The sequence below is a fragment of the Bradyrhizobium sp. Rc3b genome, from assembly GCF_900114915.1.
Classification (GTDB): Bacteria; Pseudomonadota; Alphaproteobacteria; order Rhizobiales; family Xanthobacteraceae; genus Bradyrhizobium.
Genome location: NZ_FOUS01000001.1, coordinates 728366 through 751642, shown reverse-complemented (window position 1 = coordinate 751642; position 23277 = coordinate 728366). Strand labels below are relative to the sequence as shown.

25 protein-coding genes are annotated in these 23277 nt (G+C 65.7%); 5 read left to right on the top strand and 20 right to left on the bottom strand.

Annotated elements, in window-relative coordinates:
* The 10 genes from BM190_RS03505 to phnG all read right to left on the bottom strand — a co-directional run.
* Positions 1-245: transposase (locus tag BM190_RS03505; protein WP_143108996.1), on the bottom strand; the 245-nt coding region annotated here is incomplete at its 3' end.
* Between the two features lie 208 nt (positions 246-453).
* Complete coding sequence (locus BM190_RS03500; protein WP_092251890.1) at positions 454-1065, bottom strand: pyridoxamine 5'-phosphate oxidase family protein; 612 nt, start codon at positions 1063-1065, stop codon at positions 454-456.
* 22 nt (positions 1066-1087) lie between these two features.
* Entirely contained in the window at positions 1088-1684 is a 597-nt protein-coding gene (phnN, locus tag BM190_RS03495; RefSeq protein ID WP_092251888.1) for a phosphonate metabolism protein/1,5-bisphosphokinase (PRPP-forming) PhnN, read from the bottom strand.
* Positions 1681-2838, bottom strand: coding sequence for an alpha-D-ribose 1-methylphosphonate 5-triphosphate diphosphatase (locus tag BM190_RS03490; RefSeq protein WP_092252011.1), 1158 nt, complete (start codon positions 2836-2838; stop codon positions 1681-1683). Before BM190_RS03490 ends, phnN begins: the two co-directional genes overlap by 4 nt.
* Positions 2839-2849: 11 nt before the next feature.
* Entirely contained in the window at positions 2850-3548 is a 699-nt protein-coding gene (phnL, locus tag BM190_RS03485) for a phosphonate C-P lyase system protein PhnL (protein WP_177236880.1), read from the bottom strand.
* 22 nt (positions 3549-3570) lie between these two features.
* Entirely contained in the window at positions 3571-4368 is a 798-nt protein-coding gene (phnK, locus tag BM190_RS03480) for a phosphonate C-P lyase system protein PhnK (RefSeq protein ID WP_092251884.1), read from the bottom strand.
* The gene (locus BM190_RS03475; protein ID WP_018321227.1) at positions 4361-5257 is read right to left on the bottom strand and encodes an alpha-D-ribose 1-methylphosphonate 5-phosphate C-P-lyase PhnJ; all 897 of its coding nucleotides are present in this window, start codon (positions 5255-5257) and stop codon (positions 4361-4363) included. The genes phnK and BM190_RS03475 overlap by 8 nt, the downstream gene beginning before the upstream one ends.
* Complete coding sequence (locus BM190_RS03470; RefSeq protein ID WP_092251882.1) at positions 5254-6357, bottom strand: carbon-phosphorus lyase complex subunit; 1104 nt, start codon at positions 6355-6357, stop codon at positions 5254-5256. The genes BM190_RS03475 and BM190_RS03470 overlap by 4 nt, the downstream gene beginning before the upstream one ends.
* A gap of 4 nt (positions 6358-6361) precedes the next feature.
* Positions 6362-6970 (bottom strand): phosphonate C-P lyase system protein PhnH, encoded by a 609-nt coding sequence (gene phnH, locus BM190_RS03465; protein WP_177236879.1) that lies wholly within the window; start codon positions 6968-6970, stop codon positions 6362-6364.
* A gap of 4 nt (positions 6971-6974) precedes the next feature.
* The gene (gene phnG / locus BM190_RS03460; protein ID WP_177236891.1) at positions 6975-7439 is read right to left on the bottom strand and encodes a phosphonate C-P lyase system protein PhnG; all 465 of its coding nucleotides are present in this window, start codon (positions 7437-7439) and stop codon (positions 6975-6977) included.
* Positions 7440-7558: 119 nt separating this feature from the next.
* Here phnG and phnF point away from each other — a divergent pair, with 119 nt between their 5' ends.
* On the top strand, positions 7559-8287 hold the full coding sequence (gene phnF / locus BM190_RS03455; protein WP_018321223.1) for a phosphonate metabolism transcriptional regulator PhnF: 729 nt from the start codon (positions 7559-7561) through the stop codon (positions 8285-8287).
* A gap of 127 nt (positions 8288-8414) precedes the next feature.
* On the opposite strand, the gene phnE (BM190_RS03450) is transcribed toward phnF, so the two are convergent.
* The 4 genes from phnE (BM190_RS03450) to phnC all read right to left on the bottom strand — a co-directional run bounded on the left by phnE (BM190_RS03450) (position 8415) and on the right by phnC (position 12024).
* Positions 8415-9263 (bottom strand): phosphonate ABC transporter, permease protein PhnE, encoded by an 849-nt coding sequence (gene phnE, locus BM190_RS03450; protein WP_092251876.1) that lies wholly within the window; start codon positions 9261-9263, stop codon positions 8415-8417.
* Positions 9260-10144, bottom strand: a complete 885-nt coding sequence (phnE, locus tag BM190_RS03445) for a phosphonate ABC transporter, permease protein PhnE (protein WP_092251874.1) — start codon at positions 10142-10144, stop codon at positions 9260-9262. The genes phnE (BM190_RS03450) and phnE (BM190_RS03445) overlap by 4 nt, the downstream gene beginning before the upstream one ends.
* Before the next feature lie 71 nt (positions 10145-10215).
* Positions 10216-11151 carry a phosphonate ABC transporter substrate-binding protein gene (gene phnD, locus BM190_RS03440; protein WP_092251872.1) on the bottom strand — a complete coding sequence of 312 codons (936 nt, stop codon included), beginning with the start codon at positions 11149-11151 and terminating at the stop codon, positions 10216-10218.
* A 63-nt stretch (positions 11152-11214) separates the two neighbouring features.
* A complete protein-coding gene (gene phnC, locus BM190_RS03435; RefSeq protein WP_018321219.1) occupies positions 11215-12024 on the bottom strand; it encodes a phosphonate ABC transporter ATP-binding protein in 810 nt (269 codons plus the stop codon).
* Between the two features lie 173 nt (positions 12025-12197).
* Here phnC and BM190_RS03430 point away from each other — a divergent pair, with 173 nt between their 5' ends.
* The 3 genes from BM190_RS03430 to BM190_RS03420 are packed head-to-tail and all read left to right on the top strand — an operon-like array spanning position 12198 to position 14776.
* Complete coding sequence (locus tag BM190_RS03430) at positions 12198-12869, top strand: transferase hexapeptide repeat family protein (RefSeq protein ID WP_177236878.1); 672 nt, start codon at positions 12198-12200, stop codon at positions 12867-12869.
* Entirely contained in the window at positions 12866-14059 is a 1194-nt protein-coding gene (locus tag BM190_RS03425) for an alpha-D-ribose 1-methylphosphonate 5-triphosphate diphosphatase (RefSeq protein ID WP_092251868.1), read from the top strand. The genes BM190_RS03430 and BM190_RS03425 overlap by 4 nt, the downstream gene beginning before the upstream one ends.
* 18 nt (positions 14060-14077) lie before the next feature.
* Positions 14078-14776: a DUF1045 domain-containing protein gene (locus BM190_RS03420; protein WP_092251866.1), complete on the top strand. Its 699-nt coding sequence runs from the start codon at positions 14078-14080 to the stop codon at positions 14774-14776.
* Positions 14777-14779: 3 nt separating this feature from the next.
* On the opposite strand, the gene BM190_RS03415 is transcribed toward BM190_RS03420, so the two are convergent.
* From BM190_RS03415 to BM190_RS03390, 6 genes are all read right to left on the bottom strand, one after another.
* A complete protein-coding gene (locus tag BM190_RS03415) occupies positions 14780-15388 on the bottom strand; it encodes a hypothetical protein (RefSeq protein WP_092251865.1) in 609 nt (202 codons plus the stop codon).
* 83 nt (positions 15389-15471) lie between these two features.
* The gene (locus tag BM190_RS03410; protein WP_092251863.1) at positions 15472-16872 is read right to left on the bottom strand and encodes a selenium-binding protein SBP56-related protein; all 1401 of its coding nucleotides are present in this window, start codon (positions 16870-16872) and stop codon (positions 15472-15474) included.
* A gap of 374 nt (positions 16873-17246) precedes the next feature.
* Positions 17247-18185: a dihydrodipicolinate synthase family protein gene (locus tag BM190_RS03405; protein WP_092252009.1), complete on the bottom strand. Its 939-nt coding sequence runs from the start codon at positions 18183-18185 to the stop codon at positions 17247-17249.
* Positions 18186-18314: 129 nt separating this feature from the next.
* Positions 18315-20396 carry a methyl-accepting chemotaxis protein gene (locus tag BM190_RS03400; RefSeq protein WP_092251861.1) on the bottom strand — a complete coding sequence of 694 codons (2082 nt, stop codon included), beginning with the start codon at positions 20394-20396 and terminating at the stop codon, positions 18315-18317.
* A gap of 119 nt (positions 20397-20515) precedes the next feature.
* A complete protein-coding gene (locus BM190_RS03395) occupies positions 20516-21286 on the bottom strand; it encodes an enoyl-CoA hydratase (protein ID WP_092251859.1) in 771 nt (256 codons plus the stop codon).
* A gap of 12 nt (positions 21287-21298) precedes the next feature.
* On the bottom strand, positions 21299-21778 hold the full coding sequence (locus BM190_RS03390) for a MarR family winged helix-turn-helix transcriptional regulator (protein ID WP_092251857.1): 480 nt from the start codon (positions 21776-21778) through the stop codon (positions 21299-21301).
* Positions 21779-21888: 110 nt separating this feature from the next.
* On the opposite strand from BM190_RS03390, the gene BM190_RS03385 reads away from it, so the two are divergent.
* On the top strand, positions 21889-23268 hold the full coding sequence (locus BM190_RS03385; RefSeq protein WP_244550573.1) for an AAA family ATPase: 1380 nt from the start codon (positions 21889-21891) through the stop codon (positions 23266-23268).
* The last annotated feature ends 9 nt before the right edge of the window (positions 23269-23277 follow it).

Genomic DNA, 23277 nt, shown 5'->3' with positions numbered 1-23277 from the left:
AGCGCCTCCTCCAGTTCGCGCTCCGAAAGACCGTAGAGCGACTGCAGCAGCACCGCGCGAAACAGCACAAGCACCGGATAGCCTGGACGACCGGGACTCCCTTCATCCCGCAAATGGCCGATCAGCTTCTCGAACCGGTACCACTTGACCAGGCCAGCCAACCGATCCAGCGCCGCATTGGCGCCGGCGCCCTTCGGCATCAGCGCTTCTACAAAGCTCGGCTGTCCTGTCCGCTTCACCGCCATCGTTACCTCCAAGGCTTTGCCCTAGGGAATCACAACTGGCGGATTACGCAACAGGCCCCTTGTGGGAGAAGGTGGCGCGAAGCGCCGGATGAGGGGTTCGTTCCGCAGGTTCAAATGAGAGAGACTAGCGCGCGGAGAGAACCCCTCACCCGTCTCGCCGCTATGCGGCGAGCCACCCTCTCCCACAAGGGGAGATGGGAAGAAAGTCTCACCACATCGTCGCGGCGGCGCGCTCGGGCCAGATGCGATCGTACTCCGCGCCGCCGACCTTGTTGTCGCTCATCTCAGCGAGGATCTGACCGGGCGTCGGCAGCGTCTTGGGATCGATACGCTTGTCGGGATTCCAGAGGTCGGAGCGGACGATGGCGCGAGCGCACTGGAAGTAAATCTCGGCCACCTTCATCACCATCACGCTGCGCGGCGCCTTGCCCTCGACCTTGAACGAGGCCAGCAGCTCGGGATCGACCGAGAGATGGGCGCGGCCGTTGGCGCGAACCGCATTACCGGAGCCGGGGATCAGGAACATCAACGACACGCGCGGGTCGCGCACGATGTTGCGCAAGGAATCGACCCGGTTGTTACCGCGACGATCCGGCAGCATCAGCGTCTTGGGATCATGGATACGGACGAAGCCGGGCAAGTCACCACGCGGCGAGCAGTCGATGCCCTCGGGGCCGATGGTGGCAAGCGCGGCGAACGGCGCCTTCTCGATGAAGACGCGGTAGAGCGGGGTGACGTGGTCGGCGACTTTCACGGTCGAGGCGTCGTTGGTGGCGCCGTAGATGGCCTCCAGCTGTTCGATCGTTTCAATCACCGACATTCCATTCTCCTTGCTGTACTGGCTAATCGTGCCGGCCTTCATTCCTGATCACGCGCACGAGCTGGCGCGCATGATAGTCCGCGCCGCCGGCATTGAGGATGGTGACATCAGCCTGCGCCGACCTGTCGTCGACGCTGCGGGTGAGACGTTCGGCGATGTTGCCGTCGCTTTGTCGCGCGCGGGCAGCCAGCCGTGCGGCCAGCACATCCGGCGGCGCCGTGATCGCAACCACCACGATGTCAGCATAGGCCTGGCGCAGCGCGCCGATCACGGTGCGCGAGACGTTGGCGACGACCGTGCGGCCGGCGCGGATATCGTCGTTGATGTCGAGCGGCAGCGCATAGGAATGCCCGTGCGCATCCCAATGCACGGCGAAATCGCCATGCTCGCACGCGCGGCGGAATTCGTCGGGGCCAAGCGCGACATTGTCTTCGTCGGCGGAGGATTCACGCGTCACGATTCGGCGCGGGAAGACAATGTCGTGATCATCAGCGCAGGCCGCTTGCGCCAGCCGCAGCAGCGTGTCCTTGCCGGCGCCGCTGGGACCGACCACCAGCACGAGCCGTCCAGGTCCGATCGCGCCGGTCCGCCCGCCCGCCATGGTTGCGCTCTCGCTCATGCGACACGGTGTCCTTCGCGCCAGACACTGCGGACGACGGGAACGTGGCCCGCGACATGCACGCGAATGAGGTCGGCACGCTTGCCGATCGCGACCTCGCCGCGGTCGGTGAGGCCAACCGCCTCCGCCGGCGCCTTGGTCACGGTGCGGATCGCCGCGGCAAGGCCGATCGCGGGCACGTGCTCGGGCAATTGCAGCGCCCCCATCAGGAGGCTCGACGGGATGTAGTCCGACGACAGAATGTCGAGCAGGCCCTCACGGGCAAGATCGACCGCGGCGATGTTGCCGGAATGCGAGCCGCCGCGCACGACGTTCGGCGCGCCCATCAGGATGTCGATGCCGGCCTCATGCAAGCTGCGCGCGGCTTCGAGCGTGGTCGGGAATTCCGCCACCGAGACGCGATCGCGCACGGCATCCGCGACGTTCTCCTCGGTGGTGTCGTCGTGGCTTGCGAGCGGGATCTTGTACTGATGCGCCAGCGCCACGATCTCGCGCATGTTGCTCGCGGCATAGAGCTTCTGATATTCGAAGCGCTTGGCGAACAGCTCGTCGAGCTCGGCATCGGTCTTGCCGCCGCCCTTGCCGCGATAATAGTCGCGCAGCTTGACCTCGTCACGGAACTGACGCTGGCCGGGCGTGTGGTCCATCAGCGACATCAGCTTGACGTCGGGACGGTCGATCAGCTCCCTGGCCTCCTCGACCACGCTCGGCATCGGGATCTCGCAGCGCAGATGCAGGAAGTGGTCGGCGCGCAACAGGCTGGCGTCGCGCGCGGTCGTGATCGCGGCGGCGAGCACGCCGGCGCGGCCGTCGACCTCCTCGGCGCCGTCCTCGCGCCAGACCCGGAGCGAATCGAACACGGTGGTGATGCCCGAAGTCGCAAGCTGGCCGTCATAGGAGATCACGGCCGCAACCGGATTCCAGAACACCTTTGGCCGCGGCACGTAATGGGCTTCGAGATGGTCGGTGTGCAGCTCGATCAGGCCCGGCATGATCAAATCGCCGCCGGCATCCTCGGCGCCCGCAGGCGCAGTCCCATCGCCGATCTCGGCGATGCGCCCGTCGGCAAGAGCGAGCCAGCCCTGCTCGATCACCCGGTCAGCCAGCACGATCCGGGCGTTGGCGATCACAATGTCCTTCGGCTTGGCGTTCATTTCCATTTCCTTCAGGCCGCGGCGGCAAAGCTGGTGACGTCGACGATGCGGTCGGCAATCAGATGACGGATTTCGTCGTCATGGACAATGGCAACCATGGCGACGCCCTGGCGCTTCTTCTCGGCGACCAGCTCGACCACGACCGCGCGGTTGGCGGCATCCAGCGAGGCGGTCGGCTCGTCCAGCAGCAGTATCGGCAGGTCCGAGATGAAGCCGCGCGCGATGTTGACGCGCTGCTGCTCGCCGCCGGAGAAGGTCGCGGGCGGAAGCTGCCACAGACGCTCGGGGATGTTGAGGCGGTGCAGCAAATCGCCGGCGCGGGCTTGCGCGTCGGCGCGTGGCATGCCGTTCACAATCAGCGGCTCGGCGACGACGTCGATGGTGGCCACCCGCGGCACCGCGCGCAGGAACTGGCTGACATAGCCGATGGTGGCGCGACGGACGTTCAGCACCTGGCGCGGCTCGGCGCTGGCGAGATCGATCAGCGCGCCGCGGTGGCGGATGCCGATGCGGCCGCTATCGCAGCGGTAGTTGCCGAAGATCATTTTCAGGATCGAGGACTTGCCGGCGCCTGACGGCCCCGACAGCACGACGCATTCGCTCGCGTTGACCTGGAAGCTCACGCCGCTGACGACAGGCAACTCGATGCCGCCCTGCAGGTGCATGGTGAAGGTCTTGTTGGCATCGGTGACGTCGATCATGGCGGTCATTGGAAAGCTCATATTGAAAGGTTCATGGCGGCAGGATCGAGGAGACGAGAAGCTGCGTATAGGGCTCGCGGGGATCGTCGAGAACCTGGTCGGTGAGACCGGTCTCGATGACGCGGCCGCCCTTCATCACCATCACGCGGTGCGAGAGCAGCCGCGCCACCGCGAGGTCGTGGGTGACGATGATGACCGCGAGGTGCAGTTCGGCGACGAGGCTGCGCAGGAGGTCGAGCAGGCGCGCCTGCACGGACACGTCGAGCCCGCCGGTCGGCTCGTCCATGAACACCAACCGCGGCTCGGTGACGAGGTTGCGCGCGATCTGGAGACGCTGGCGCATGCCGCCGGAATAGGTCCGCGGTGCATCGTCGATGCGGGCGGTGTCGATCTCGACGCGGGTGAGCCAGTCGGACGCGGTCTCGCGGATGCGGCCATAGTGATTCCAACCCACCGCCATCAGCCGCTCGCCGACATTGGCGCCGGCCGAGACCGCCATGCGCAGGCCCTGGGCGGGATCCTGATGCACAAAACCCCAATCGGTGCGGTACAGGAAGCGCCGCTCGGCTTCGCCGAGCGTGGCGAGATCACGGGCGACACCGTCGCGCATCCGATAGGACACGTGGCCGCCGCTGGCCGCGAGCTGGCCCGACAGGAGTTGCAGCAGCGTCGACTTGCCCGAACCGGATTCGCCGACGATCGCCACCACCTCGCCGGGATACAGCGCGAAGGAGACGTCACGGCACGCGGCGATACGGCCGAAGGATTTGCTGAGGGAGGTCGCGACCAGCAGCGGCTGATCGTTTTCGAGCGCGGCGTGATCAACCATTGGTGCCTCCTTGCGCCTTCTCCTTGTACGGCGCGGCGCTGAGGCTGCCGTGATGGCCGGCGGCCTGGCGGCTCTCGCAATAGTCGGTGTCCGAGCACACGAACATCCGTCCGCCCTTGTCGTCGGTGACGATCTCGTCGAGATAGGAATTCTCCGCGCCGCACAGCGCGCAGGGCGCGTTGAAGCGATAGGGCTCGAACGGATGGTCCTCGAAATCGAGCGACACCACCTTCGTGTAAGGCGGGATCGCATAGATGCGCTTCTCGCGGCCGGCGCCGAACAATTGCAACGCCGGGCAATTGTCCATCTTGGGATTGTCGAATTTCGGCGTCGGCGACGGATCCATCACGTAGCGCGCATTGACCTTGACCGGATAGGCGTAGGCGGTGGCGATGTGGCCGAAGCGGGCGATGTCCTCATAGAGCTTCACATGCATCAGGCCGTATTCGGCCAGCGCATGCATCCGCCGCGTCTCGGTCTCGCGCGGCTCGAGGAAGCGCAACGGCTCCGGGATCGGCACCTGATAGACCAGCACCTGGTTTGCGTGCAGCGTCGCCTCGGGGATGCGGTGGCGGGTCTGGATCACCGTCGCTTCGTCAGTTGCGGTCGTCGTGGCAACGCCCGCGGTCTTGGCGAAGAATTTCCGGATCGAGATCGCGTTGGTGGTGTCGTCGGAGCCCTGGTCGATCACCTTCAGCACGTCGGCGGGACCGAGGATCGCGGCGGTGACCTGCACGCCGCCGGTGCCCCAGCCATAGGGCATCGGCATCTCTCGGCTGGCGAACGGCACCTGATAACCGGGGATCGCGATCGCTTTCAGGATCGCGCGGCGGATCATCCGCTTGGTCTGCTCGTCGAGATAGGCGAAGTTGTAGGCGGGCGCGTTCATTCCGCGGCCTCCTTCATGGCATCAGGCGTCTGGGCATCGGCGAACTCTTTGCGCAGCTTGCGGAGCAGGCCGAGCTCGGACTGAAAGTCGACATAGTGCGGCAGCTTCAAATGCTCGACGAAGCCGGTCGCCTGGACGTTGTCCGAATGCGACATCACGAATTCTTCATCTTGCGCGGGGGCGAGTGCCTCCTCGCCGAGCTCGCGGGCACGCAGCGCGCGGTCGACCAGGGCCATCGACATGGTCTTGCGCTCGCTCTGGCCGAAGGCGAGGCCATAGCCGCGGGTGAAGCACGGCGCTTCCGTCGCGGAGCCCTTGAACTGGTTGACCATCTGGCACTCGGTGAGCTCGATCGAGCCGAGCGGCACGGCGAAGCCGACGTCTTCCGCCGAAAATTCCACCTCGACCTCGCCGAAGCGGATCTCGCCGGCGAAGGGATGGTTGCGGCCATAGCCGCGCTGGGTGGAATAGCCCATCGCCAGCAAGAATCCTTCGTCACCGCGCGCGAGATTCTGCAGGCGCAAATCACGGTCCGCAGGAAAATTCAGCGGCTCGCGGGTGAGGTCGCCGACGCTCGCGCCCTCCTCGGCCTGCGGCGAGGATTCGATCAGCCCGTCGCGGCCGAGGATGTCGGTCACGCGCGGCGTCGGCGCCGTCGATGCCTCCGCCGTTGCCGGCGCCTCCGGCACGAAGCCTTGCGCGAGCGCGGGATCGAGCAGGCGATGGGTGTAGTCGAAGGTCGGCCCGAGGATCTGGCCGCCGGGAATATCCTTGAAGGTCGAGGACACCCGCCGCTGCACGCGCATCGCACCGGTGTCGACCGGCTCGCTCGCGCCGAAACGCGGCATCGTGGCGCGGAAGGCGCGAACCAGGAAGATCGCCTCGATCAAATCGCCGCGCGCTTGCTTGATCGCGAGGGCCGCGAGCTCGCGATCATAGAGCGAGCCTTCGCTCATGACGCGGTCCACGGCGAGGCCAAGCTGCTCCGAGATCTGGTCGAGCGTGACCTCCGGAACGCCTTGGTCGCCGCGCCGCTTGTCTGCAAGCAGGCGGTGGGCGTTCTCGATGGCGCGTTCGCCGCCTTTGACTGCGACATACATGCTTCTAGCTTCCCTTGCTCACGATTCGCGTGGTGCGGGGGATCGCGACCACGGCGTCATCGGCCACCAGCACCACATCGATGCCGCGCGGAAACAGTGCCTCGTTGATGTGCATACGCTCGAACAGATCGAACGGCTTGATTGACGCATTGAGCATGGCGGCGCCGTCGATGCCGGGACCGCGCAGCTCGAAGCTCCGTCCGGAGTCGAGGCTATCGACCTGCAGGATCACCGTGGTGGACCGATCCGGATATTCGCTGGTTCCGAGCGCGAAGCGTTCGAGCGGCGGCAGCGCACCGCCGTCGCTGATCAGCGCAAAACTCGCGATCGAGGAATCCTGCACCACGGGCGCGCCGGTGTGAAACTTCAGCCATTTCACCACGTTCGGGCTCTCCGCCAGCCGCGCGTCGAGCCAGAGCGGCGTGTCGTGGTCGAACAGCGTCAGCGCGATCGCGGCCGTGCCGCGCATCATCGAGCCTGCCGTTCCAGCCATCGGGACGATGCGCTGGACCGAGCCCGGCCGCGCCATCGCGTCCATGACCGAGCGAAATGTCGATTGCGCCGACAGCACCTTGTCGGCGAAGCCCGGCGGCAGTTCCGCAATCGTGGTCATGATCTCACCCCTCACCGCGCACCATGGTGTAGAAATCAACCTTCGTCGCAGCGGTCTCGGCCGCCGCCTGCGCGCGGCCAGCCATAAGCTGCTCACGCAACGGGGCGATAACGTCCCGCTCCACCGCTCCGCCAAAATCCCTCGACTGCACCAGGGCGTCGCACAAAGCGATCAGCCGCGCTTTCTCGCCGTCGCGCCCGAGCGTGTAGCCGAACCCGACCTCGCCGCTCGCCAGCCGCACCGCGGCGCGCGACACCGTGGCTTCGCCGAGATTGAACGGCGCGCCGTCACCGCCGACCCGGCCGCGCAGCATGACGAGACCGTTTTCGGGCGCGCGCAGATCCTGATGGGCCGGGAGCGCCAAGTTGCGGAGGCGGGCGGCGATCTCGCCCGCCTCCGCGTGCGCCAGCACGGCCATGGCGGCCTGGCGCTGGGCTTGCTGGTTGTTGTGCAGGGTCACCTGATCCACCGAACCTTTGACAGAACTTGCCGCATCGAAGTTGTCTATTATAATAGACAACTTCATACGAGGACGCCATGACTGTTTCGTGACAAAGCTGTGATTTCTGGGCTAGGCTGGCCGGCGATATGAGCATGCAAGACACTGCGTCGTCCGGCGTCGCGCTATGGCGCCTCGTTGCCGACGGCATCGAGCGCGGCATCGCCGACGGCCGCTTTGCGGCCGGCGACAAGTTGCCGGGCGAGATGGAGATCGCCGAAACCTATCGGGTGAACCGCCACACCGTGCGGCGCGCGCTGGCAGCGCTTGCCGAGCGCGGCTTGGTGCGCGCCGAGCGCGGCAGCGGAACTTATGTCGAAGCGCAGAAGCTCGCTTATCCCCTGCGCTCGCGCACGCGCTTCTCCGAGATCGTCGGCGCCGGTGGCCGCGAGCCGCGCGGTCAGTTGATCGAGGCGACCGACGATGTCGCGACCCGCGAGTTGGCGCGTGAGCTCGGATTGAAGGCCGGCGCGCCCTTGGTGCGGATCGAGGCGATTCGCCTTGCCGACCGCACGCCGATCTGCGTCTCCACCACATGGCTGTCGGCGGAATTGTTTCCCGGCGCCGGTGCCGTGTTCGCGGCGACGCGCTCGATGACGAAGCTGCTGGAGCATTACGGGGTGCGCGACTATCGCCGCGGCGCGACCCGGATCACCGCCGGCATCGTCGACGCCACCGATGCGGCCCGGCTCGATCTCGCGCTCGGACGGCCGATCCTGGTGGTCGATGCCACCGACCACGATCTTGACGGCAAGCCGCTGATGACCAAGCATTCGCGCTTCGCCGCGGAGCGCGTGGAGTTTCTGGTGGAGTCGTAGGGGCTCTCTCCAAGAAAACCGGAGCCGTAGGGTGGGCAAAGGCGCACTTCGCGCCGTGCCCACGATCCTTCTCGATCGTTAAAAATCGTGGGCACGCTGCGCTTTGCCCACCCTACGGCACTTTTGATCAGGCCACGGCCCTGCGCCCAATGATCGCAAAGCGCAGCTTGCCCGAGATGAAATCGATCGCGGCGACCGCGACCAGGATCATCAGGATCAGGAACGACACCTTCTGCCATTCCAGCACGCGGATCTGCTCGGCGAGCTGCAGGCCGATGCCGCCGGCGCCGACGATGCCGATGATGGTGGCCGAGCGGGTGTTGGATTCGATGAAATAGAGCACCTGGCCGGCGATCACGGGCAGCACCTGCGGCAACAGCCCGAAGCGGATCTCGTGCAGCGGGCTGCCGCCGGAGGCGCGGATGCCCTCGACCTGCTTCTGGTCGGCGCCCTCGATCGCCTCCGAGAACAGCTTTCCGAAGGCGCCGAAATCCGACACCGCAATGGCGAGCACGCCGGCGAACGGGCCGAGCCCGACGACGTTGATCCACACCAGCGCCCAGATCAGCGTGTCGACACCGCGGATCGAATCCAGGACACGGCGAACCGGGAAGCGCAGGATGTTCGACGGCACCACGTTGCGCGCCGCGAGCAGGCTGACGGGAAGCGCGAAGACAGCGGCCAGCGTCGTGCCGAGCAGCGCGATCGACAGCGTCTCGCCGAGCGCCTTCAGATAGATCGGCAGCGACGAGCCGGGATCGGGCGGGATCATCATCAAGGTGATCCAGCCGAGCTGGCTGAGACCTGCGAAGAAGCGCGACGGCGAGAAGTCGAGATCGACCAGGCCGTAAATGAGGATCGCGAACGCCGCGACGATCATCGCCGGCGTGGCAAGCCGCGCCGAGGCGGGTCGGTCGAACACATCCGGATAGCGCGCGCGAAGCTCTCGCGTGTCGACCGCTTGCCGCCTCGTCACGTCCGCGCCTCCTTGCCGAACAGGCGGCCGCGCAGCCAGCCGGTGCTGATGTCGATGATGAAGACGGTGACGATGATGGTGAGCAGGATCGCGCTGACGTCCGAATAGTAGAATTTGCGGATCGCGACGACGAGCTCCTGGCCGATGCCGCCGGCACCGACGAAACCCATCACGGAGGCTTCACGGACATTGATCTCGAAGCGCAGCAGCGCGTAGCTCGCATAACCCGCGGTCACCTGCGGCACGACGGCGAACCGCATGCAGGACAGCCAGCTCGCGCCGGTCGAGCGGATGCCTTCGACCGGCTTCATGTCGGCGTTCTCGACGATTTCCGAAAACAGCTTTCCGAGTGCGCCGGTGGAGTGGATCGCGATCGCGAGCACACCCGCCATCGGTCCGAGCCCGAAGGCGATCACGAAGATCAGCGCGAAGACGATGCCCGGAACGGTGCGGGCGAACTCGAGCAGGCGCCTGACGACGAAGCGCAGCCAGGGTGCGGGCGAGGTGTTTTCAGCCGCGAAGAAGTTCAGACAAAATGCCAAGGTCGCGCCGATCAGCGTGCCGACATAGGAGATCAGCAGCGTCTCGCCGAGCATCTTCAGCCATTTGCGCCAGCCCCAGAGCCATTCGCCGACATCGGTCCAGACCCGCTGGCCGTTGTCGAGCGTGAGGATGCGGTCGAAATAGCTGATGAAATTGCCGAAATAGGTGAAGAGCGTGCGCAGATTCACTTCCGCGCCGATTCCCGCGAGAGCCAGCGCGGCGGCGAAGACCGCGATCCCTAACAGCAGGCGGAGCCGCCTGCGCCCGACCGCCTGGCGATAAGCGGCGTTGAGCACGGCAAGCTGCTGCTCGGGGAGGATCGAAACCGCTGTTGTCATCGGCCTGAGACGAGCTCCGTCAAAGAAAGAGCCGGGTCCAGGGACCCGGCTCCAGTTGCATCGCCCTGAGATCAGGACGCCTTCTTCTTACGCAACGCATCGACGAACTTGATCAGCTCGATCGTGCCATCCCAGTCCTTGGTGGTGGCGGGATGAAAGCCCTTCTTCTGGCCGTCGGAGAGGCGGTCGAACGCGGCCTTGTCCTTGGCCGGGGCGTCGACGAACGCCTTCGCGATGGCGGCCTTGGCGTCTTCCGGCAGGTCGGAATTGTAGGCATAGGGGCCGTTGATGATCGGCGCCGACTTGTGGATGATGCGGAAGTCGTCCTTCTTCATCGCCGAACCGTCGGCATTCTTCAGCATGCCCTTGGTCAGCATCTGCGCCAGCGTGGAATCGTCGTCGCTGGTCCACTGGTTGGCGGCAACGTCGACCGTGCCCTGCGACAGCGCCAGCATTGCGTTCTCGTGGCTGCCGGTGAAGACGACCTTGCCAAAATAGCCGTCGGCATCGGGGATGCCCATCTTGTCCAGCTCGAAGCGCGGCACGTTGTTGCCGGAGGTCGAGTTCGGATCGACGAGGCCGAGATTCTTGCCCTTGAGCTGGTCGACACTCTTGTAGGCGCTGCTCGCCTTGACGAAGAACACCGAGTAATAGCCGGTCGAGCCGTCGGCATTGATGTCGTTGGCGAAGGCGTCGGACTTGACGCCGGTCAGACGGGCGCGGGCGAACGAGGCCGAGCCGTAGCTGGCGATGTGGATGTTGCCGGCGCGCTGGCCCTCGATGACGGCGGCGTAGTCGTTGGCGATGCGCAGCGTGACCTTCACGCCCAGTTCCTTGGAGAGATAGTTCACGAACGGCGCCCAGCGCTCGGTGACGCCGGAGGCGTTCTCGGCCGGGACGACCGCAAAGGTCAGCTCGGGATATTTCGCCTTCCAATCGTCGGCGGAGGCGGAGGCGGTGAACGCGAGCGCGGCGGCGCCGGCAAGAATTAATCTGCGAGTGATCATGATACCCTCTTCATCCGTTGGGGTCGGTGGACGCAAAACTGGCAACAAAACAGGTGGCGCGGCTCAGGCGGCCGCGGCGGTTCCGAGCGCCGGGACGCCCTCGGGCGCCGGGACGGGCACGGTGCCCATGACGTCGGCGGCTTCGAGATCGTAGAGCTCACGCGCAACGTGCTCGGTCAGCGCGGACGGCGCGCCGTCGAACACCACACGGCCCGCCGCCATGCCGATCAGGCGGTCGCAATAGCTGCGGGCGAGATCCAGCGAATGCAAATTGCAGAGCACGGTGATGCCGAAATGCTTGTTGATGCGCAGCAGCGCATCCATCACGATCTTGGTGTTGCGCGGATCGAGCGATGCGATCGGCTCGTCGGCAAGGATGATGTCGGGCTGCTGCACCAGCGCACGCGCGATCGCGACGCGCTGCTGCTGGCCGCCGGAGAGCTGGTCGGCACGCTGGGCGGCGAGCGATGCGATGTCGAACTGTTCGAGCGCCGACATCGCCAGCGCCTTGTCCTGCTCGGGCCACACTTGCGACAGTGAGCGCCAGGCCGGCATCGTCGCAAGGCGTCCCATCAGGACGTTGGTGAGGACATCGAGCCGGCCAACCAGGTTGAACTGCTGGAAGATCATGGCCGACCGCGCCCGCCACTGCCGCAGCTCCTTGCCGCGCAGCGCGGTGACGTCGATGCCGTCAAACAGGATGCGGCCCTGCGTCGGCGTCGCGAGACGATTGATGGTTCGCAGCAGCGTCGACTTGCCGGCGCCGGACCGTCCGATCACACCGACGAAGCCGCCGGGGGAGATTTGAAACGAAGCGTCGTCCACCGCGGCTTTCGCGCCGAAGCGACACGTCAGACCTTCCACCACCAGCATGCGGGACTCCAGATTAGCTGGAGCCAACCGCTAACGCCCGCGCTTGACACTTGTGTGACACGGGCGTTGCGGTGCGGCGATCCTACACAGCTCATCCCCTGTCATCGCCATGTCATGACATCGTCATCAAGCCGCTCGAAGAGGAACGCCCGCCCTCGCGCATCGGATGCAACATGGCCGCCAAGATTCTCTCGGTCCAGCCGACCGTCGACCCCTCGGCCAAGCTGCACGAGACCAGGCTCGGCGCCTATACCGAGGTCGGCGCGCGCACCATCCTGCACGACGTCGCGATGGGCGATTACTCTTATGTCGTGAACGATTCCCAGATCACCTACACCACCGTCGGAAAATTCTGCTCGATCGCGGCGATGACGCGCGTCAATCCCGGCAATCACCCGATGCACCGCGCGACGCAGGCGCATTTCACCTATCGCTCCAGCGCCTACTTCGAAGGCGAGAGCGACGATGCCGAGTTCTTCGACTGGCGGCGGCAGCACCACGTCCATATCGGCCACGACGTCTGGATCGGCCACGGCGCGATCGTGCTGCCGGGCCGCAACATCGGCACCGGCGCGGTGATCGCGGCCGGCGCCATCGTCACCAAGGACGTGCCGGCCTACACCATCGTCGCCGGCAATCCCGCCCGCATCGTGCGGCGGCGATTCTCCGAGGAGATCGCCGGACGGCTCGCGAAGCTCGCCTGGTGGGACTGGGATCACGACAAATTGCGCGAAGCGCTGCCCGATTTCCGCAAGCTCGGGATTGAAGATTTTCTCGCGACATACGAAGCACGGGCGACTCCCCAGACCAGATCCCTTACCAGCAAACGAAACGCGGTCGCGTGACAGACATTTTCCTTGAAGGCGGCCGGGCCCTGATCGGCACTGAGGTCGTCGAATCGTCATTGGCGGTCTCCGGACAGGACATCGCCCAGATCGATGCTTCACGGGGCCGGGCGCGGCTGGCGATCGATGCGCGCAACCTGCTGGTGCTCCCCGGCATCGTTGATCTGCATGGCGATGCCTTCGAGCGGCAGATGATGCCGCGCGCCGGCGTCGACTTCCCGATCGACGTCGCGCTCGCCGACAGTGACCGCCAGGCGATCAGCAACGGCATCACCACGGTGTTTCACGCCACAACCTGTTCGTGGGAGCCGGGCCTGCGCAGCGCCGGCAACGCGCGCGGCCTGATGGAGGCCATCGAGCGGCAGCGTCCGCAATTCGCCGCCGACACCCGCTTCCACCTGCGGCACGAAACCTACAATCTCGACGCCGAGGCCGAGATCAGCCAATGGCTCACCGAGGGCCGCGTCGATCTGTTCGCTTTCAACGACCACATGGATGGCACCGTCGCCGACATGGCCAAGCCGCGCAAGCGCAACCGTATGGTCGAGCGCACGGGGCTTTCAGCTGAGGAATTCGACCGGCTGGTCGAACGCGTGGTCTCGCGCGCCGACGAGGTGCCGGCTTCGGTTGCGCGTCTGGCCGCCGCGGCGCGCGCGGCCGAGGTGCGGATGCTCTCGCACGATGATGCGACGCCGGCGATGCGCCAGGAGTTTCGCGATCTCGGCGCTGACATCGCGGAGTTTCCGATCAACGAGGAGACGGCGCGGGCGGCGGCAAGCCACGGCGACGCCATCGTCTACGGCGCGCCCAACGTCGTGCGCGGCGGCAGCCACACCGGCTGGACCAAGGCCTCCGACATGATCGCCAAGGGGCTCTGTTCCGTGCTGGCCTCGGACTATTATTATCCTGCGCAGCTGCTCGCAGCGTTCCGCCTCGCCGCCGACGGCGTGCTGCCGCTGACGGACGCCTGGAATCTGGTCTCCGCCGGCCCGGCGCGCGCCACCGGTCTTGCCGATCGCGGCGTGCTCGCGGAAGGACGCCGCGCCGATATTCTGCTGGTCGACGACACCGTGCCGCTGCGGCCACGGCTGATTGCGGTGATCGCGGGCGGAAAGCTTGTCCATCTCACCGATGCGACGCGGATGCTCACTGCTATGGCGACGCCGCGCGAGACTGTCGTCGCGGCCTAAATTGGTTATGCTGAGGCGATGACAGGTTTCCCCCGCTACGCGATCTATTTTGCCGCCGGCAGTGATAGCGCCCTCTCCCGCTTCGGCGCCGAACTGCTCGGCTACGATGCCTACTCCGGCAACGAACTGGCCTTTCCCGCCGACGCATTGCGCGTCGCGCCGGACTGGCGTGACGTCAGCGCCGATCCCCGCAAATACGGCTTTCACGCCACGCTGAAGGCGCCGATGGCGCTCGTATCAGGCAGGACCGAAGCGGAGATGATGGCCGCCTGCGCCGCATTCGCCGGCAGGCCGCGGCCGCTTCCCGTGATCCGGCCGGTGGTCGATTCCATCAGCGGCTTCATCGCCGTCATTCCAGCCGAGCCGGTCGAGGCGCTGCAGCAACTCGCCGCCGATTGCGCCCGCGATTTCGATTCCTTCCGCGCCGCGCTGTCGGCGGACGACCGCGCGCGACGCAAACCCGAGAAGCTGAGCGAACGGCAGCGCGACTATCTCGACCGCTGGGGCTACCCTTACGTGATGGAAGAATTCCGCTTCCACATGACGCTGACGGGACGGCTGGATGCCGAGCGCCGCGGGCCGATCCTGGATATGCTGCGGACGCGGTTTGCAGCGCTGGGGATCGAGACGCTGGCGATCGACCGCATCGCGCTGTTTCGGCAGGATGATGCATCGGCAAGATTCCACATCGTCGACGAGTGGCCGCTGGCGCGATAGACCTCAGCGCCAGCTCGCAAGATTCAAGCCGAGCGCCACCGCGCCAACCAGAACGAGGCTGGCCGCCCAGACTGCATCCAGATTGAACCAGCTTCGCGAGACGAACTTCAATCCCAGATGGCGGTAGACCAGCCACGCCAGACATCCGCCGGCGCCGACCATGGCGGCAACGTGCACCAGGGACACCAGCAGCGCCATCCCGAGACTTGTCTTAAAAAGACTCGTCTTCATCAGCGCGCCGGCCGCCTCATGGCCGGCATCGAATTCGAAAGCCTGGCAGAGCCCGAGATAGATCGGCACGAGCATCAAGGCGGCGCCGTGAGCAATGGCGACGGCAAATGACCAGAGCGCCAATTGCGTCGGCGGAATTCGGGCCAGCGCGCGGGGATGACGCCGCGCGATCAGCCGATAGACGCCGAAGCAGATGACGAGGAGGCTTGCGCCAATCTGGATCGAACGCTGCCACTCGACCAGCACGAGCAGGAACGCGAACGGCAGCAGCACGAGAAATGTTGCCAGGAGATGCCCGGCCGACAGGGCCCACAACGCCCGGAAGAGTGCGGATGGGCTCTTGTCCATGAGCCCGGCCGAAACGGCGAGCGGCCATCCCATCCCAGGATTGACTCCGTGATAGAGGCCGCTCGCAACAAGAGCGAGCCACAGCCAGCCAAGCGCCGGGCTCGCGTGCCCCCAATCTAGACCGACGGGTAGCAAAAGGAGTCCGTCGAACAATCGCCGCCCTCCAGCCTGATCTGGTGCGCACGATAGCCGTCCGGGAAGCTCACGAAATAGTCCTTGTCGAGCTCGAGGCCGCCGTTGCGACCGACATTGGCCATGACCTCCACGCCCGGAACCCCATCCGGATAGAACTGGTCGTCCCAGGTGGAATAGAGCGAATTGGTCCAGTACACGCGCCTGCCGTCGCGGCTGATCTCGACCATTTGCGGGCCGGCCGCAAAGGCCTTGCCATTCGGATGCGCTGTACGGCGTGCGATGCCTCCGATGTGGACCGAGCCCGCAAGCTTCGGCTTTCTGGGATCGCTGACGTCGTACTGGCGCATTTCACCGGTGCCCCAGCACGAGACGTAGAGAAACCGGTCATCCATCGACAGGTCGATGTCGGTGACCAGCGGTGGCACGGCGCCAAATCCCTGCAGCAGCGGCGGGAGCTTCTCCTTTGGTGCGGGTTCGGGCGGGATCGTTGCCGTCTTCTCGGCATGGAATTTCCCGCCTTCGCGCCACCAGGTCCAGATCGATGCTTCGAGATTGGTGGTGTCGACCACGACGCCCACGAAACCGTATTCGCGAACCGGATCGTGAGCAGGCCGCACCTCCAGCGCCATCTGATGATTGGCGCCAAGGTCGATGGTCTGCACATTGCGGCGGGCGCGGAGATCCCAGAAGTGGAGACGATGGCCATATTTATTCGCCAGCAGATCCTCCGGGACGATCCCGTTCTCGAACTGCGGCGGCAGCGCCCATTCGCTCGTCACCATGTAATCTCGCGGCAGATTCCACCAGAAGTCATAATGCAGCGTCTGCGGGCCACGGTCGATCTCCCATCGTCCGAGGACCTCGAACGTCTCGCAATCCATGATGAAGACGCCTGGAGGCCCGTTGGTGCCGTCCTTCCCGCCGCCCCCCAGCGTGCTCACGTAAATGCCGTCCGGCCCGCAATGGATGGTGTGCGGACGCGAGTAGCCGGTCTTCTTGAAGATTTCCTCGGGCTCGATGATCTTGTGGATCTTGGCTTGGGTCGGATCTGGCTTGGTATCGATGATGTAGATCCGCGACGAACGGATTCCGGGGATGATGAGATAGCGCCGCTCGATGAAGGCGTGTCCGGCGAGCGGCGACAGGGCGGAGGAGCAGGCATTCCAGCCGAAGTGATGAAATTCGTCGCCCTTGTTGGGCATCGTCACGGTGTGGACGATCTGGCTGTAGGTCGGCGATCCCGGCTTGACGTCGATGACCGCGAGAGCATCCGGCTTCGAAAAATCCGGACTGAGCAGCAACGTGTAGGCAAAGTTCTCCGCAGGTGCTTCCATCGCAAGCCTGGGCGATGCGTGAAAGGTGGGGTCCGGCCTCATCGTCATGGCACTGCCTCCCTGATCTGTCGGTTCGCGCCAACCTGGCTCGGGATAACGGCATTATGAAGAGGTGTTACACGATGGCTCGAGATGCTCCGCGGGGCCTGGTTGGCGACGTATATTACTTCATCGCCGGGCCGCGGGAAACGGCTCGAATCGCGCAAATTCGACGCCGTCAGGCGAAAGGGGCGGATGAGATGAGGCGAGCGCGCAACTCCCCTTCGGGGTCGTTCCGGCAAAGGCCGGGACGACAGCTGAAATATTCACTTCGTAGGGTGGGCAAAGGGGAGCGTGCCCACCACCTGTCGCCGTCGGTAAAGATGGTGGGCACGGCGCTCCGCGCCTTTGCCCACCCTACGACAGCGACGCGTTTGGTACCGTTACTTCCCCCACCGCAGCGCCAGCGCGTCGCGTTCCTTGGCGAGTTCCAGCAGGCCCGCGCGCGTGGCCGGATGCAGCGGCTGGAGCGGATGGCGCACCGCGTCCGACTTGATCACGCCGCCGGCCTGCATCATCGCCTTGCAGGCGATCAGGCCGCATTGGCGGTTCTCGTAATTGATCAGCGGCAACCAACGCTCATAGGCGGCCTTCGCTTCCTCGCGCTTGCCGGCGAAATAGGGATCGATGATCTGGCGGATACCGTCGGGATAGCCGCCGCCAGTCATCGCACCGGTGGCACCGGCATCGAGATCGGCGAGCAGCGTGATCGCCTCCTCGCCGTCCCAGGGTCCCTCGATGTCCTTGCCGCCCGCCTCGATCAGGCTGCGGAGCTTTGAGGCCGCGCCCGGCACCTCGATCTTGAAATAACGGATGTTGGCGAAGTCGCGCGCCAGCCGCGCCAGCAGGTCGACCGACAGCGGCGTGCCCGCGACCGGCGCATCCTGGATCATGATCGGAATGGTGATGGCGCCCGAGAGCACCTTGAAGAATTCGACGATGCCCTTCTCAGGGACCCGGAAGGTCGCGCCATGATAGGGCGGCATCACCATCACCATGGCGGCGCCGGCGGCTTCGGCTTGCTGGCTGCGCGCGGCGCAGACGGCCGAGCTGAAATGCGTGGTGGTGACGATCACGGGAACCCGGCCCGCGACATGCTCCAGCACCGCATGCATCACGGTCTCGCGCTCGGCATCGGTGAGCACGAACTGCTCGGAGAAATTGGCGAGGATGCAGAGGCCGTTCGAGCCGGCATCGATCATGAAATCGATGCAGCGGCGCTGTCCCTCGAGGTCGAGCTCACCACGCTCGTCGAAGATGGTGGGCGCGACCGGGAACACGCCGCGATACGGGCGCTGGGCCTTGTGTGGGGTGACCGGCATCGAACTCTCCATCCCTGATCTGTCTTACGTCTGGCGCCGCATAGTTGATGCGGCGGCACAGATGTAGCCGCCGCGCGGACCGGCGGCAATGCCGAACCCACGACGTCAGGTTGGAAGAATAAGGCGAAACTACGCGGTCTTGACCGCGCCCAAAAAGCCCTCGACCGCGACGCGGAGGCGGTCGGCGTCGGCTGACATCTTCTTGACGGATTCCGACAACACCGTGCCGGCGTTGCCGGTCTCCTGGTTGAGCCTGGCGACGCTGCCGATGGTATCGGTGACTTCGCGCGTACCCTGCGCGGCCTGCTGGAAATTGCGCGAGATCTCGGTGGTGGCCGCGCGCTGCTGCTCGACGGCGGCGGCAATCGCCGTCATCTTCTCGTCGATGCCGCTGATGGCGCCGCCGATGGCGCGGATCGCGGTCACGGCCTGGCCAGTTGCGCCCTGGATCTCCTCGACCTGACGCGAGATCTCTTCCGTCGCCGTCGCCGTCTGTGCGGCGAGGTTCTTGACCTCGCCCGCGACCACGGCAAAGCCCCGGCCCGCTTCGCCGGCGCGCGCGGCTTCGATGGTGGCGTTCAAGGCCAGAAGGTTGGTCTGGCCGGCGATGGCGTTGATCATCTTGACGACTTCGCCGATGCGGCTTGCAGTCTGGTCGAGGATCTCGACCGTCGCGTTGGTCTGCTCGGCCTGCGACACGGCTTCGCGAGCCTCGCGGGCGCTCGACTGCACCTGCGCGGAGATCTCGCCGACCGATGCGGAGAGCTCCTCGGTCGCCGCCGCGATGGTCTCCAGATTGTTGGTGGCCTGCTCGGCGGCGGAGGAGACCGCCGCGGTCTGGCTGCTCGATTCCGACACCAGCGAGCGCACGCCGGTTGCGGTGGCATCGAGCTCCCGCGTCGAGGCCACAACGCTGTGGATCACCGCCTGCACGGTGTCATCAAAACTGCGGCAGGCCTCGTCGACGGTACTGGAGCGGGCCAGCTGCAAGGCCTGCTGCGATTCACGCTCCCGGCCCAGGCGCTCGGCGGTCGCCGCGCTCTCGCGCAGGCTTTCGAGCGCCGCGGCCATGGTGCCGAATTCGTCGGGATGCCGGGATTGCGGCACCGGCGTCGCATAGTCGCGCGCGCTGACGCGGGCGATGGCGTCGAGAATGGCGCGCACCGGGCGCATCAGGCGATTGCGCACCACGTATACGCCGGTCAGGGTCACGGCGAGCGCGAGCAGGAAGGCGAGCGACTGTACCATGAGGTTGGTGAGAGCCTTGGCCTGAACGGCCTCGGCACGCGCGATCGACTGATCCAGCGCCTTGGTCGCGACGCCGACAATGAGCGCGAACGGTGACTGGCAGAGCGTATTCCATTCTGCCGCAGGGAGCGCCGGTTTGCCGCTGCCGTCAAAATTTTTGGTGAGCTCGTTGATCTGCTTGAGGACGCCATCGGTCTTGGCCTTCGCGTCCGTCGCTGCCGTGACCAGCTCCGCCGACACACCGGGCGCAGCCAGCAGCTCGGCCATGCCGGCCCATGCGGAGGTGATGATGCCGTCCCATTGCGCCACCGACCGCTTCTGGGCGTCGTCGAGCGGCTTGCTGCTGTTGACGTTCGAGCGCAGCGACGAACAATGGATGCCATAGCGGTCGCGCACCTGCCAGGCGAAGCGGCGGACCTGGATCATGCGTGCGATATAGGGATCGTTCATCCAGGCGCGGTTCGACACCGCCGTGGAGGCGAGGTTCGCGGTGTCGATGACCTTGGTGACGGAATCGTACCAGGAGTTGGTTCGCTCAAGCTTGCGCTCGGCGCGCGGACGCTTGGCCTCGTCGTAGAACAGCTGGAATTGCGGCGCGGTCTCGCTCCAGCGCTGCTTCAGCGTGCCGGCGAGCTCGTCGCGGCGGGCGAAGTCGACGGTCGAAAGCGCAGCGCCGACGGCCTCATAGCCGACCTGCTCGGCCTTCTCCGCCGCTTCGAGCTTGGCGCGCGGATCGTCCTCGCCGAGCAACGCACTCTGGGCATCGCCGCGATTGGTCCGCAGCGACAGCACGCCCTGGAAGATCGCCTTATCGGCAGCGGCAAGCCGCTCGGTCTCGAGACTTTCGCTGTAGCGGCCAAAAGCCCCGGCCATCTGGAACGCCGTCGAGGCCAGCGCGCCGGCAGCAAGGAGGGCCATCAGCGTCAGGAGAAGCGAGCTTACCGATTTCTTAAACATTGCCATGGGTCGGGGGCCTACTCTTCACGAGCGGCCACCTTGCATCGCGACATGCCAAGGTTTGGTTAAGACTTTAATCAAGTGCCTGCGGTTGTGCACCGCGCCTCCTAGCGGGCCGCGTCCCCTCACGCGACCTTGGTGAAATCCGGCGGACGGCGCTCGGCAAAAGCCGTAAACGCCTCGCGCGCCTCGGCGGTGCGCAGGCGCTGCGCGAACTGCTCGCCTTCGGCCTGCATCTGCGCGACCAGTGCTTCGCCGTTGCGCATCAGCTTCTTGGTCGCCGTGAGCGCACCGGCCGGCTGGCGGGCAAGGCGCTGCGCCAGCGCGAGCGCCTCGGCATCGAGCTTGTCGAGCGGCACCACGCGGTTGGCGAGGCCCCATTCCAGCGCGGCCTTCGCCGGTACGGTCTCGCCCAGCGCGAACATCTCGTAGGCGCGGGCATGGCCGATACGCGCCGGCATCAGCAGGCTCGATGCGGCCTCCGGCACCAATGCGAGGCTGACGAAAGGCGTCGACAATTGCGCGTTGTCGGCGAGCACGACGAGATCGCAATGCAGCAGCATCGTGGTGCCGACGCCGACGGCGCGGCCCTGCACGGCGGCGACCAGCGGCCGGGTGCAGCGCGCCAGCGACTGGATGAAGCGCACGACGTTGCGGCTGCCTTCGGACTTGCCGGCCGCGACCGCGGCGAATTCGCCGACGTCGTTGCCGGCGGTGAACATGTCGCCCTCGCCACGGATCAGGATCACGCGGGTCGACGGATCGAACTCGGCGGATTCGATGCTGTCAGCAAGCTTGCCGTACATCGCATCGGTCAGCGCGTTCTTCTTGTCGGGACGCGCCAGCGTGAGGGTGAGAATTCCGCCATTGTTCTCGATCCGGACGTGCTCGGTCATCGCTCTCTCCTTTTATTCGTCTGAATGTCTTGTTTCTGAAGATCTTGTATCTGAAGGCCTTGGAAACTTGTCCTGAATGCTCGTCAGCCAGCGCGCGACGATGTCGATCTCCGCCGCCGTGAATCCATCCGTCAGGGCGGCGTTGACCTCGGCCGCCCCGGCTTTCGCCTGCGCCAGGGCGGTGCGCCCCTTCGGCGTCAGAAAGATGCGCCAGGCGCGCCCGTCCTCGCGATCGGCCCGCCGCTCGATCAATTTCGCCGCCTCGGTGCGGTCGACGAGGCCGGAAATGCCCGCCGGCCCCATGTCGAGCGCCGCGCCCGCCTCGCCCATCAGCACGCCATCCTGCTTGCCGAGGATGAACAGCAGCCCTGCCTGCGCCGGCGTCACCGCGTTCTCCGGCCGCGCCGCCATCCAGCGCTGCAGCCGGCGCTGCGCGACGCTCAGCAGGTAGATCAGCCGATGATGCCGCGCGTCGGCCGGTTTATTTCGCATGCGAAGCAAATAGCGCCTGTCGGTCTCTTTGTCAAAGCGCTTGACGTTCTCGCGCGTTCATGTTCCTTATTTGTTCCAAACTCGTTCTAGTTGCAACAGAAAGGTGAGCCGTGGCGCAGAAGCTGGAGCAAGCGGAAGAGCAAGACCAAGAACACGAAACGGAAGGCGAACTCGCCTATGCGTTCGGGGTTCTGGACGCGTACTTCCATGGCGTTCCGCTCAGCAAGCTCGTCACGACCACCCGGCAGTTTCCCGGCCACATGCGAGTGGACGTCCAAGCCGCCCTCGACAAGCTGCTTGCAGCGCACGTCGACTTGTTCGGACTTGCCGAGGAACACTACGAAACGCTGTCGTTTGCGCGCCTGCTCCGCGACGATCGGAGCGCCGTGGCGATCGCCCCGCTGCAATATTCCGACGTCGATGTCGGCGAGAGCAGTCCGTCGCGGTGCCTCGACAACGGCTTGTGGCTCTGCGAGCACGACGGCGTGCGCCATGCCGTCCTGCTCTGCGCCGACCGCGACCCCCGTCGCGAGCCCGGCATCCGGATCGAAATCATGGTGTCCGCGGGAAGCACGGGGGCGGCCGTGGTGCAGCATTGCTTCGGCGCGCTCGAAGACGCCGTGCAGGCCGCGCGCACCTATCGCGGCAAGATCCTGTCGCTCGAGGAATCTTCCGACTACCGCGGCCAATCCCGCGGCATCAATGTGCACCGGCTACCGACCGTTCGACGCGACGAGGTGATCCTGCCGGAGCGGACTCTGCGGCTGCTCGATCGCAACGTGCTGAATTTCGTTGGGACGCGCGAGCAACTGCGGCGGCTCGGACAATCGACGCGCAAAGGCATCCTGCTTTACGGACCGCCCGGCACAAGCAAGACCCATACGATCCGCTATCTCGCAACGCATCTGCCTGGACATACGACCCTGATCATCACGGCCGGGCAGATCGGCCTTCTCAGCGCCTATATGGGCCTGGCACGGCTGCTGCAGCCCGCGATGGTGGTGATCGAGGACGTCGACCTGATCGCGCGCGACCGCCGCAACATGGGGCCGTGCGAAGAAACCATGCTCAACAGGCTGCTCAACGAGATGGACGGATTGAAGCCGGATGCCGACATCCTTTTCGTTCTCACCACCAATCGGCCACAGGACCTGGAAGCTGCCCTGGCCGGTCGCCCCGGTCGCGTCGACCAGGCCATCGAAGTGCCGCTCCCGGATGAAAATGGCCGCAGCAAGCTGGTGCGCCTCTATGGCAAGGGATTGCCGCTCGACGACGCGATCGTCATCGAGGCTGCCCGCCGCAGCGAGGGGACGAGTTGCGCCTTCATCAAGGAACTGATGCGGCGGCTGGCGCAAGCCAGCTTGGCGCGCGACGGCGGCAAGTCGATCGTCTCGGCCGATATCGACGAAGCCCTCGACGACATGCTGTTCTCTGGCGGCCGGCTCAATGCGCGTCTGCTCGGCGGGGCGCAGGCGATGGCAGCGGAGTGACTTCGCGGT